11 protein-coding genes are annotated in these 11,443 nt (G+C 47.2%); 9 read left to right on the top strand and 2 right to left on the bottom strand.

Annotated features, from left to right (window positions below):
* Positions 1–110 precede the first annotated feature (110 nt).
* From recA to IEW74_RS03930, 3 genes are all read left to right on the top strand, one after another.
* Positions 111–1,184: a recombinase RecA gene (gene recA / locus IEW74_RS03920; protein ID WP_188661821.1), complete on the top strand. Its 1,074-nt coding sequence runs from the start codon at positions 111–113 to the stop codon at positions 1,182–1,184.
* A 207-nt stretch (positions 1,185–1,391) separates the two neighbouring features.
* Positions 1,392–4,031: an alanine--tRNA ligase gene (gene alaS / locus IEW74_RS03925; RefSeq protein ID WP_188661823.1), complete on the top strand. Its 2,640-nt coding sequence runs from the start codon at positions 1,392–1,394 to the stop codon at positions 4,029–4,031.
* Positions 4,032–4,060: 29 nt separating this feature from the next.
* A complete protein-coding gene (locus tag IEW74_RS03930) occupies positions 4,061–4,633 on the top strand; it encodes an NnrU family protein (protein ID WP_188661825.1) in 573 nt (190 codons plus the stop codon).
* On the opposite strand, the gene IEW74_RS03935 is transcribed toward IEW74_RS03930, so the two are convergent.
* Positions 4,630–5,457, bottom strand: a complete 828-nt coding sequence (locus tag IEW74_RS03935; protein WP_188661827.1) for an AraC family transcriptional regulator — start codon at positions 5,455–5,457, stop codon at positions 4,630–4,632. The genes IEW74_RS03930 and IEW74_RS03935 overlap by 4 nt on opposite strands.
* Positions 5,458–5,533: 76 nt before the next feature.
* Between IEW74_RS03935 and IEW74_RS03940 the strand changes: the two genes are divergently transcribed.
* Positions 5,534–6,733, top strand: coding sequence for an MFS transporter (locus tag IEW74_RS03940; RefSeq protein WP_188661829.1), 1,200 nt, complete (start codon positions 5,534–5,536; stop codon positions 6,731–6,733).
* Positions 6,734–6,832: 99 nt separating this feature from the next.
* Here IEW74_RS03940 and IEW74_RS03945 read toward each other — a convergent pair whose 3' ends face one another.
* A complete protein-coding gene (locus IEW74_RS03945; RefSeq protein WP_188661831.1) occupies positions 6,833–7,069 on the bottom strand; it encodes a DUF1127 domain-containing protein in 237 nt (78 codons plus the stop codon).
* 275 nt (positions 7,070–7,344) lie between these two features.
* On the opposite strand from IEW74_RS03945, the gene IEW74_RS03950 reads away from it, so the two are divergent.
* From IEW74_RS03950 to IEW74_RS03970, 5 genes are all read left to right on the top strand, one after another.
* Positions 7,345–8,187 carry an AAA family ATPase gene (locus IEW74_RS03950; RefSeq protein ID WP_188661833.1) on the top strand — a complete coding sequence of 281 codons (843 nt, stop codon included), beginning with the start codon at positions 7,345–7,347 and terminating at the stop codon, positions 8,185–8,187.
* A 113-nt stretch (positions 8,188–8,300) separates the two neighbouring features.
* On the top strand, positions 8,301–9,617 hold the full coding sequence (locus IEW74_RS03955; protein ID WP_188661835.1) for a mechanosensitive ion channel family protein: 1,317 nt from the start codon (positions 8,301–8,303) through the stop codon (positions 9,615–9,617).
* A gap of 3 nt (positions 9,618–9,620) precedes the next feature.
* Positions 9,621–9,758, top strand: coding sequence for an N-acetyltransferase (locus IEW74_RS03960; protein WP_229734228.1), 138 nt, complete (start codon positions 9,621–9,623; stop codon positions 9,756–9,758).
* A gap of 3 nt (positions 9,759–9,761) precedes the next feature.
* The gene (locus IEW74_RS03965; RefSeq protein WP_188661837.1) at positions 9,762–10,934 is read left to right on the top strand and encodes a vWA domain-containing protein; all 1,173 of its coding nucleotides are present in this window, start codon (positions 9,762–9,764) and stop codon (positions 10,932–10,934) included.
* A 24-nt stretch (positions 10,935–10,958) separates the two neighbouring features.
* Positions 10,959–11,396 (top strand): BLUF domain-containing protein, encoded by a 438-nt coding sequence (locus IEW74_RS03970; RefSeq protein WP_188661839.1) that lies wholly within the window; start codon positions 10,959–10,961, stop codon positions 11,394–11,396.
* Positions 11,397–11,443 lie beyond the last annotated feature (47 nt).

An 11,443-nucleotide genomic window follows, 5' to 3' on the forward strand; every position in this document is an offset into this window, starting at 1 on the left:
AATCATTTAAAAACAATAAGTTCGCAAATGTTCTTGTTAATGAGAACATTTCATGTACTTTTAAATGAATTGCAACGGCCCCGTTACTTGTGGAATAAGGGAGCATAGATATGTCTCAAACGGCACTCAAGCTTGTGGATAAGGATACGATGGATAAAAATAAGGCATTGGAAGCGGCAGTCGCGCAGATTGAACGCGCGTTCGGTAAAGGCTCCATTATGAAACTGGGCCAGCGCGAAAATGCGGTGGATACGGACGTTATTTCAACTGGGTCTCTCGGGTTGGATATCGGTTTGGGGATCGGTGGGATGCCGCGTGGTCGTGTTGTTGAAATCTATGGCCCGGAAAGTTCAGGTAAAACAACGCTTGCCCTGCATGTGGTTGCCGAAGCCCAGAAAATGGGGGGCACGTGTGCGTTTGTGGATGCTGAACATGCGCTGGATCCGGTTTATGCCCAAAAATTGGGATGTAATGTCGATGAACTGTTGATCTCGCAACCGGATGCCGGGGAACAGGCCCTTGAAATTACCGATACTTTGGTGCGCAGTGGGGCCGTGGATGTTTTGATCGTTGATAGTGTGGCCGCTCTTGTTCCACGGGCCGAACTGGAAGGTGAAATGGGCGATACCCACGTGGGCTTGCAGGCCCGGTTGATGTCTCAGGCTTTACGTAAGCTGACGTCTTCGGTGTCGCGCTCCAATACCTTGGTGATCTTTATCAACCAAATTCGTATGAAAATCGGGGTGATGTTTGGAAACCCGGAAACCACAACGGGCGGTAACGCTTTAAAGTTTTACTCTTCCATCCGTTTGGAAATTCGCCGGATTGGTCAAATCAAGGACCGCGACGAAATCGTTGGTAACCAGACCCGCGTTAAAGTCGTGAAAAACAAGATGGCGCCGCCGTTCCGTACGGTTGAATTCGACATTATGTATGGTGAAGGTGTTTCCAAAATGGGGGAACTGCTGGATCTTGGGGTCAAGGCCGGTGTGGTTGAAAAATCCGGTTCCTGGTTCTCGTATAATTCCACACGTGTGGGACAGGGGCGCGAAAATGCCAAGCAGTTCCTGCGGGAGAATGAAGCCATCGCCCAAGAAATCGAACGTGCCATTCGTGAAAACGCCGGTTTGATTTCCGATGCAATGACCACAGGTGATTCTGCGGTTTCAACAGAAGATGAATGATCACTCGAAACGTTTTTTAAATGCTTTTTCTTTGGGAAAAGGGATTTGAAAAGGTAGTCATTGAAGCGCCATCTTCCAGCAGAGCAGGGAGGTGGCGTCTTTGTCTGAAAGAATATTTCAGACAGGGCGGGGACTTCCGCTAGACATGAACCAAAAGGCAAGGTAAAACCTACCTTCTTGACGTGATAAACAAACGAAGTGAAGCCCATGCAAAGCGCGAATGATATTCGTAAAACGTTTTTGGAATATTTTGGTAAGAATGGTCACGAAATTGTGGACTCTTCACCCTTGGTTCCGCGAAACGACCCTACACTGATGTTTACAAATGCGGGGATGGTTCAGTTTAAAAACGTATTTACAGGTCTGGAACACCGTGATTACAGCCGTGCGACCACATCGCAAAAATGTGTGCGCGCCGGCGGAAAACACAATGACCTTGAAAATGTCGGCTTTACAGCACGTCACCATACGTTCTTTGAAATGCTGGGAAATTTCTCGTTTGGTGATTATTTCAAAGACATGGCGATTGAGCTTGCGTGGAATTTGATTACCAAGGAATTCGGCCTGCCCAAAGATAAATTGCTGGTTACCGTCTACCATGAAGATGATGAAGCTTTTGATCTTTGGAAGAAAATTGCAGGGTTGCCGGACGAAAAAATCATCCGCATTCCGACCTCGGATAATTTTTGGGCAATGGGGGATACGGGACCGTGTGGCCCCTGTTCCGAGATTTTTTATGATCATGGCGACCATATCTGGGGCGGGCCTCCGGGTTCAGCGGAAGAAGATGGCGACCGATTTATCGAGATCTGGAACTTGGTCTTCATGCAATATGAACAGACCCTTGAAGATCGACTTGAACTGCCCAAACCGTCTATTGATACCGGCATGGGACTGGAACGGATTGCGGCGGTTTTACAAGGTACGCATGATAACTATAACGTTGATTTGTTGCGTAAGCTGATTGAGGCATCTGCGGATAAAACGTCAACAGACCCGGATGGTGATTTCAATACATCGCACCGCGTCATCGCGGACCATTTACGGTCTTGTTCCTTCCTTCTGGCCGATGGTGTTCTGCCGTCTAATGAAGGCCGGGGATATGTTTTGCGCCGCATTATGCGCCGCGCTATGCGTCATGCCCATATTATCGGGGCGAAAGATCCGTTGATGCACAAACTGGTTCCGACCCTGACCGGGTTGATGGGACAAGCCTTCCCTGAACTTCTGCGTGCACAAGCCTTAATCACGGAAACATTGGAACTGGAAGAAGCGCGTTTCAAAAAATTATTGGACCGTGGCTTATCTTTGCTGGATGCGGAAACGGCAACCCTTTGTGAAGGGGATGAGCTGGCGGGTGATGTGGCCTTCAAGCTTTATGACACATACGGTTTTCCAGTCGATTTGACGCAAGATGCTCTGAAATCCAAAGGGATTAATGTGGATATGGACGGTTTTGATGCCGCCATGTCCAGACAACGTGAAGAAGCACGTAAAAACTGGGCGGGTTCCGGTGAAGCCGCCGATGAAAGCGTCTGGTTTGATGTCCGTGATAAGGTCGGGGCGACAGATTTCCTTGGTTATGAAACCGAAGAGGCCGAAGGTCAGATCGTTGCCATTATTCAAGATGGTCAAATGGTCAAACGGGCGGAACCCGGCACCGAAGTTGCTATCGTTTTGAACCAGACCCCGTTTTATGGGGAATCCGGTGGTCAGGTGGGCGATAGCGGCCTGCTGCGTGTCGGGGAGACAGCTACGATTGACGTGCGCGATACCGCCAAAAAACTGGGCGATTTACATATTCATCTGGGCAAGGTCAAAGGCTGTTCCATTGCCGTTGGTGAAGATGTCCATGCGATTGTTGATCCTGTTCGACGTGGGGCTGTACGGTCGAACCACTCAGCCACTCACCTTTTGCACAAGGCTTTGCAGGAACGTCTAGGCGAGCATGTGACGCAAAAAGGGTCTTTGGTGGCCGAAGAACGTTTGCGTTTTGATATCGCGCATCCCAAAGGATTAAGCGCCGAAGAAATGGCGGATGTGGAAGCGCGTGTGAATGAACAAATTCGCGTCAACTCCGAAGTTGTGACCCGTTTGATGACGCCGGATGAAGCCATTGAACAAGGCGCAATGGCTCTGTTTGGGGAAAAATACGGTGATGAGGTTCGCGTTGTGACGATGGGGACCGACAAAGACAAAAACTTTTCTGTGGAACTGTGTGGTGGAACGCATGTCAAGCGAACCGGTGACATCGGCTTGTTTAAAGTCGTGAGCGAAGGTGCGGTTGCCGCAGGGGTTCGTCGGATTGAAGCCTTGACCGGGGCGGCGGCTGTTGCTTATCTGGCAGAACAGGAAGAACGCTTAAATCAAGCAGCGGCTTTGTTGAAAGCCACACCGGCAAATGTGCCCGGGCGTGTGGAATCTTTGCTGGAAGAACGCAAAAAAATGGAGCGTGAAATTTCCGATTTGCGTAAAAAACTGGCCACAGGTGGCACAAGTGGTGGCGCTGCGGATATCAAAGACGTAAATGGCGTTAAATATCTGGGCAAGGTTCTTGAAGATATTCCGGGTAAAGAACTGAAATCGATGGTTGATGAAATGAAAAACCAAGTCGGTTCCGGTGTGTGTGTGGCAATCGCCATTAATGAGGGCAAAGCGTCCATTGTTGTTGGTGTGACGGATGATGTCAAAGATCAACACAGTGCCGTTGACCTGGTGCGTATCGGATCGGAAGCTTTAGGCGGCAAAGGCGGCGGCGGGCGTGCGGATATGGCACAAGCCGGTGGCCCGGATGGCACAAAAGCAAATGTTGCACTGGCTGCGATTGAAGCGGCACTCGCTGGTTAAAGTGAGTTTATTATAAAAGAGGCGTAACGATGGAACTGGTCCTTCTCGGTCTAATTGTCTGGAGCGGCGTTCATTTCGTTCCTGTCGTTGCGCCTGATTTTCGTCAAAGCTTGATTGAGAAAGTCGGTGCGCTGCCTTATCGTGGGCTGTTTGCACTTGTTATTTTGGCAAGTGTCGCCCTGATGGTGGTGGGCTGGCGTTCCATTGAAAGCGTGACGGTTTTATACGATATTTACGATATCGTCGTGGGGCCTTGTTTGTTGTTGATTTTGGCGGGCTTCGTCTTGATGGCCGCCTCAAAATTGAAATCCAATTTTTCACGAACGGTTCGACATCCGCAATTGACGGGGTTTAGCCTGTGGGCGGTTGCGCATACCTTGATGAATGGGGATTTGCGCGCGGTGGTCTTGTTTGGCGGCTTGTCATTATGGGCCATCGCGACAATTGTACTGACAAATCGGCGTGACGGCGCGTTTCAGGTACCGGATAAACAGTTACCCCATCAGGGCGTTATTGTTTTTGCGGTTGGTATATGTGGGTTTATCGCGGCTGTACTGGGCCATGAATATTTGTCCGGTGTGGACTTAACCGTTAAACGCTAACCCGTTTTAAAATATTGCCCGGGTGTGATGCCCAGTGCTTTTTTAAACATGGCGCTAAAGGCACTTTGCGAGGAATAACCCAAATCCTGTGCGATATGGGCAATGGACTGCTGATCGGCCAGACGGCTCAGGGCCTCTAACAAGCGTGCTTGTTGGCGCCATTGACCAAAGGTCATGTCTGTTTGCTTTTTAAAATGGCGCGCTAAGGTACGTGATGTGGTGCCTAATTCCTGCGCCCAATCTTCCAGTGTTTTTTCATTATCGGGATTTTCTTTTAAAAAGTCTGCGATGGTTTTTATCATTCCTTGATCCGGGACCGGTAATTGCAGCGGGGTAGACGGGGTCGCTTTCAGGCAATCCAGCAGCACGCGCATTAAACGCCCTTCCGGCCCATCGGTGTCGTACAGAGGGGGAAAACGAACGGCTTCTGCAATAATTTCACGCAAAAGCGGACTGATATGCATGACCTGACAATGGACGGGTAAACCTTGCATGACGTTGGGGGAAATATAGACATTGCGCAGACGAACTTTATGGACAACCTTGATGGCATGTTCCACGTTTGGTGGAATCCAGACCGCGCGTTGTGGCGGAATAACCCAGATATGTCCTTGGGCCATAACCTGCATGACCCCTTGTGAGGCATAAAGAAGTTGTCCCCAGATGTGTTGATGGGGATGGATCTCATGGTCCGGCAGCCTCAGGACTTCCTTTAAATTGATGTCACGCGGGAGTTTGTCGAAATCATCAATTTCCACACCATCATGTGTGAGGAAGGGGCGAAGACCAAAAGCAGGTGTCTTTTTTGCGATATTTTTTGTCATAAACATCTATATACGACATTTTCGTTTCATTATAAAGTATGAGAATAATTATTAGATAAAGAATAAGGACTCTGAAATGTCTTCCCCCCAAATATGGAAAAAACCGGAAAATCTGCTTTACGTTATGGCGATTGCAATGGCATTGGCTTTTGGTGTCTGGCAGGCTTTGTTAAACAATTTTGTGATTGAGCGTGCGAATTTCAGCGGTGTTGAAATCGGTATCCTTCAATCGTTGCGTGAAATTCCGGGCTTTTTGGCTTTTACGGCTGTGTTTTTGTTATTGATGATGCGCGAACAGACACTGGGATTGGTTTCCCTTGTCTTTCTTGGAATCGGTACGGCGATTACGGGGCTCTTCCCGTCAGAAATTGGGCTTTATGCGACAACGGTTTTGATGTCGATCGGGTTTCATTATTATGAAACGGTTAATCAATCATTGTCTTTGCAATGGTTTGATAAAAAAACAGCCGCGCACAAGATGGGTAAAGTGATTGCGATGCGCTCTTTTGCCTCCTTGATTGCCTTTGGTCTGGTGTGGGCCATGCTGGATATGTTGAAGATTGACATGGAAGTGGTCTATGTACTGGGCGGCGGGGCTTGTGTGATTTTGGCGCTGTTCTGTTGGTGGGCTTTTCCGCATTTTAATCAGGGGGTGGAACAGCACAAGCAGATCATTTTACGCAAACGCTATTGGTTGTTTTATGCTCTGACGTTTATGAGCGGGGCGCGCCGTCAAATCTTTGTCGTCTTTGCGGGCTTTTTAATGGTGGAAGAGTTCGGGTTTGATGCAGCGGCCATTTCCATTTTGTTTTTGGTAAATGGGGCGATGAATATGTTTTTTGCCCCGCGTATCGGCAAGTTGATTGGTCGGTTAGGTGAAAAAAGCGCGTTAGGGCTGGAATATGTTGGTCTGATTTTGGTTTTTGTCGGTTATGCCTTTGTTGAAAGCCCGTGGGTTGCTGTGGTTCTTTATGTGGCGGATCATTTGCTGTTTTCGATGGCGATTGCGATCAAAACCTATTTCCAGAAAATTGCCGATCCGAAAGATATTGCACCGACAGCAGGGGTATCTTTTACCATCAATCATATTGCCGCCGTGGTTTTACCTGCGCTTTATGGCTTGTTATGGATAGCTTCGCCTATGGCAGTTTTCCTAACCGGGGCGGGATTGGCGGTTTTGTCATTGATCTTATCCCGCCTCATTCCGGATAATCCAGAACCCGGTCTGGAAGTCGTCTGGAAACGTACCAGCGCAATTGTGGAACCCGCAGAATAGGTTTATGGTGAGGTGAAAGATTTAAACATAAGGGGCCGTAAACTCATATTTGGTTTACGGCCCCTTATGTTTGACGTGGTCACCTGTTGGCTTTTGTTCTTAAGCCGCACGTGTGCCAGACAGGGCTGTTTTTGAAACGGGTAGAATGTCGGCGCGTGTCAGGCCGATATCCATCAGTTCACGTTCGCTCAGTTTCTTCAGCGCATTATATGTGCGCACAGATGAAACAACATTTGCTGTTTTGGCAATAACGAAATTTTCGAATTTGTCCAAAGCACCACCGGTCAGATCAACATGGTGGCTGGCGTAAGAAGTAATCGGGTAAGGTAAGGACATGATGTTTGTCTCTCTAAAGGGTTGTACGATATTTGCGCCCTCTTTACGCCTGCTTGATGGGGACAACAATTATTGTTTTTGCAGGTGTGATTTACAGAAAATGCATAGCTCATAATTTTTCTAAACTACATTTCTGACTTGAAGCTGTTCACCGGCACTATGTATGTGTTCTGTGAATGTATGTTTGGGCAAATTTTCAAAACCGGAATGACTTGAATGATCGTCCTGCGTACCGTACCTTGGTTGTTAGGTATCCAATCATTTAGGTTTTGGGAATGAGCTTTACAGGCACAGACAATTACGTTGCGACCGATGACCTGCGCGTTGCGGTAAATGCGGCAATCAATTTAGAACGCCCTCTTTTGGTTAAAGGGGAACCGGGAACGGGTAAAACGGTTTTGGCCCATGAAATTTCAAAAGCGTTGAACGCGCCTTTGATCGAATGGCATGTTAAATCCACGACAAAGGCACAGCAGGGATTGTATGAATATGATGCGGTGTCTCGCTTGCGCGATTCCCAATTGGGGGATGAACGTGTGCATGATATCGCCAATTACATCGTGCGTGGCAAATTGTGGGAAGCCTTTGAAAGCGAACAACGCCCGGTTTTGTTGATTGATGAAATTGACAAAGCCGATATTGAATTTCCAAACGATTTGTTGCTGGAACTTGATCGGATGCAGTTTCATGTCTACGAAACAAAAGAAACGATCAGTGCGCGCAATCGCCCGGTCATTGTGATTACATCCAATAACGAAAAAGAATTGCCGGATGCGTTTTTGCGCCGCTGTTTTTTCCATTACATCCGCTTTCCTGACAAGGAAACGATGGCGGAAATTGTTGATGTTCATTATCCGGGATTGCAAAAACGATTGGTGAGCGAAGCCCTGAACGCCTTTTATGATTTGCGTGATGTGCCGGGGTTGAAGAAAAAACCGTCCACGTCTGAATTGCTTGATTGGATCAAGCTGTTGATGGTGGAAGATATTCCGCCCGAAGCCTTGCGCAGTACGGATGGAAAAAAGGTTATTCCACCGTTGCATGGTGCCTTATTGAAAAATGAACAGGATATTCATTTGTTTGAACGCCTTGCCTTTATGGCACGGCGTGACGCTTAGACAGCGCTTGATTGATTTTTTTGATTGAGATGCTCTAACTTATTTATTTGGCGTAACTGCGTCGTTGCAATCTAAGTTTGGTTGCTCGGGATTTTCTAAGGGGACTTTCAACTGTGTGGGACAATATTCCATATCACGACCAGATATTCGCACTGATCGCTATGTTGCACCAGTGGGTCTTGGAAAATGTGCTGGTCTGGGATAATGCCAAGCAAATTGCACTGCTGGTCGGTGTGTTTGTTGTTGGCAATCTGTTGCAGTCCAAGATGGTGCGTGGTGTTGAAGCCATCAGTTTACCCAACGCCATAAAACGTTTTGAACACCAGATGCATGAGGTTTTGCGCCCTCTTGTCGTCCCCTTGTTCTTTCTGATTGTTCTGTGGTTTAGCCTGTTTGCCTTGCGGACGTTGGGACAGGGGTTCCATATTATCAATCTGGTGGTCAGCCTGTTGAATGCATGGGTGGTTATTCGTTTTGCCTCTGCCTTTATCCATGATGAAGGTTGGTCACGTTTTGTCAGCGTTCTTGCATGGTCGGTTGCTGCACTTAACATTGTTGGTTTGCTGGATGTAACAACGGCCTTTTTGGATAGTTTGGCTTTCAGCTTCGGCGAGATGAAATTTTCCGTGTTTGGGCTGGTGAAGGGCGGCATTGCCATTGCTATTCTGTTCTGGCTTTTTTCCTTGTTGGAAAGGGTACTGAAAAGACGGATTGAGCGACTGAATAATATTACGCCATCTGCCAAGGTTCTGCTGAAAAAATTCATGCGCATTATTCTGCTAATTCTGGCGGTTCTAATTGCCCTTGATGCAATGGGGATTGATTTGACGGCCTTGGCTGTTTTTTCCGGTGCGATCGGGATTGGTTTGGGGTTCGGTTTGCAAAAAGTTGCAGCAAATCTGGTCAGTGGTGTGATTTTGTTGCTGGACCGATCTGTTAAACCCGGGGATGTGATTGCGCTTGGCAATACATATGGTCGTATTGACAAGTTAAGGGGGCGTTATGTCTCTGTTATTACGCGTGATGGAACCGAACACCTTATTCCAAACGAAGAACTGATTACGCAGCGGGTGGAAAATTGGTCGTTTTCAGATACCAACGTGCGCCAACGCGCTTTGGTCGGGGTGGATTATTCCACTGACATTAAGCTGGCGATGCGATTATGTGAAGAAGCTGCTGATGAAACAGACCGGATTGTGAAAGAACCTGTTCCGCGCTGCCTATTGCGTGAATTTGCCGATAGTTCGGTCAATATTGAACTGCGTTATTGGGTAAATGATGCGCATAACGGTTTGGGCAGTGTGCGCTCAGAAGTTTTGTTGCGCATTTGGGACAAATTCCATGAACAAGGCGTGGTCTTTCCCTATCCGCAAAGCGATATCCACGTCAAAGGCGTTGTTCCCATCCGTTTGGAAAAAGAGAAAGACTAGATCATGTATGAAACCGGCGTGTCCCAACCCGAAGTCATTGGCCTTTATCGCAATGCCGGGTTTGTCGAAATTGGCCCGTTTGGGGAGTATCAACTCGATCCGCTCAGTCTTTTTATGGAAAAAGAACTGGTGAAAGATTAGGTCATGTTTCTCAACCTCTTTTTCGAATTAAAACAAGCCAAGGTGCCGGTTTCGTTAAAAGAATATCTGTTGCTGATGGAGGCAATGGACAAAGGTGTAGCACAATATTCAATTGAGGATTTTTATTATCTGTCACGCGCGGCCCTGATAAAGGATGAACGCCATTTAGACAAATTTGACCGGGTTTTTGGCCATGTGTTTAAAGGGCTGGAACCTGTTGAGGGGGAGACCCACGACATCCCGGAAGAATGGTTGCGCAAGCTGGCGGAGAAAATCCTCAGCGCAGAGGAAAAGCAGCTTATTCAATCGTTAGGTGGTTGGGATAAGTTGATGGAGACGTTGAAAAAACGTCTGGAAGAACAAAAAGAACGCCATCAAGGCGGTAATAAATGGATTGGGACGGCAGGTACTTCGCCGTTTGGCGCCTATGGCTATAACCCGGAAGGGGTGCGCATCGGTCAAAAAGAATCGCGCCATCGTCGTGCAGTCAAGGTGTGGGATAAACGGGAATTTAAAAATCTGGATGATCAGGTTGAACTGGGGACCCGTAATATCAAAGTTGCTTTGCGCCGTTTGCGCAAATTTGCACGCACCGGGGCGCAAACCCAACTTGATCTGGATGATACCATAAAATCCACGGCCCATAAGGGGTTTTTGGATATCAAGATGGTTGCAGAACGTCACAATGCGGTGAAAGTGCTCCTTTTCTTTGATGTCGGTGGGTCGATGGATGACCATATCAAGGTTTGTGAGGAAATGTTTTCAGCCTGTCGGTCTGAATTCAAACATTTGGAATATTTTTATTTTCATAACTGTGTTTATGAAGGCGTGTGGAAAGATAATCGACGGCGCCACAATGATACAATCGCCTTGTGGGACGTGCTGCATACCTATCCCAGCGATTACAAGGTGATCTTTGTTGGGGATGCCTCGATGAGTCCCTATGAAATTTCCTACCCCGGCGGGGCGGTGGAATATTGGAACGAAGAAGCCGGTGCCGTTTGGATGCAACGCATTTTAGATGTGTATCCCCATGCCGTCTGGATTAACCCGGTGCCGCAAAACTGGTGGCGACACACCATGTCCATTCAAATGATGAAACAGTTGATGTCTGATCGTATGTATGGCCTGACCTTGGAAGGGATTGATCAGGCCATACAGGAATTGAATAAATAAAGGCTACTTTTTAAGGATAGCAAAATGTCAGAAATTCAACTTATATATGTGTCGCAAATATCACCGGGTTTTGATCTATGCGATCTTGAAAGTATACTGGCAACGGCGGTCGAAAATAATAAAAAGCACAATATAACGGGAGTGCTTACAGTCCTGAATGATGTCTTTATTCAGGTATTGGAAGGTGAGTCAGTCAAAGTCGAGCAACTTGTTGCAAAGATTGAAAAGGATAAGCGAAATTTTGGCTTGATTGTCTTGCAGTCCAACCCGATAGAGCACCGTTTATTCCCTGACTGGTCGATGGGATATGTTGATGAAAGTCACTATAAAGTTAGAGATATCGGTTATTTTCAAGAGATTCTTTCATTAGAAGAAACGTTGAAAAAAATGACGGATGATACATCATGGGTCGCGGATTTTCTGCGAAACTGTGTGGAACATTATAGTCAGAGAAAAACTTAGAAATAGCCCGTTTTTGGAATTAGAAATGAAATAACGGGCTATTTCGA

Origin of the sequence: Terasakiella brassicae, from assembly GCF_014641495.1 — a bacterium.
In the GTDB taxonomy this organism is placed as follows: Bacteria; Pseudomonadota; Alphaproteobacteria; order Rhodospirillales; family Terasakiellaceae; genus Terasakiella; species Terasakiella brassicae.

Excerpts from the sequence above, each read along its gene's own strand:
- recA (WP_188661821.1), top strand. The coding sequence starts at position 111 with ATGTCTCAAACGGCACTCAAGCTTGTGGATAAGGATACGATGGATAAA.
- alaS (WP_188661823.1), top strand. The coding sequence starts at position 1,392 with ATGCAAAGCGCGAATGATATTCGTAAAACGTTTTTGGAATATTTTGGT.
- IEW74_RS03930 (WP_188661825.1), top strand. The coding sequence starts at position 4,061 with ATGGAACTGGTCCTTCTCGGTCTAATTGTCTGGAGCGGCGTTCATTTC.
- IEW74_RS03935 (WP_188661827.1), bottom strand. The coding sequence starts at position 5,457 with ATGACAAAAAATATCGCAAAAAAGACACCTGCTTTTGGTCTTCGCCCC.
- IEW74_RS03940 (WP_188661829.1), top strand. The coding sequence starts at position 5,534 with ATGTCTTCCCCCCAAATATGGAAAAAACCGGAAAATCTGCTTTACGTT.
- IEW74_RS03945 (WP_188661831.1), bottom strand. The coding sequence starts at position 7,069 with ATGTCCTTACCTTACCCGATTACTTCTTACGCCAGCCACCATGTTGAT.
- IEW74_RS03950 (WP_188661833.1), top strand. The coding sequence starts at position 7,345 with ATGAGCTTTACAGGCACAGACAATTACGTTGCGACCGATGACCTGCGC.
- IEW74_RS03960 (WP_229734228.1), top strand. The coding sequence starts at position 9,621 with ATGTATGAAACCGGCGTGTCCCAACCCGAAGTCATTGGCCTTTATCGC.
- IEW74_RS03965 (WP_188661837.1), top strand. The coding sequence starts at position 9,762 with ATGTTTCTCAACCTCTTTTTCGAATTAAAACAAGCCAAGGTGCCGGTT.
- IEW74_RS03970 (WP_188661839.1), top strand. The coding sequence starts at position 10,959 with ATGTCAGAAATTCAACTTATATATGTGTCGCAAATATCACCGGGTTTT.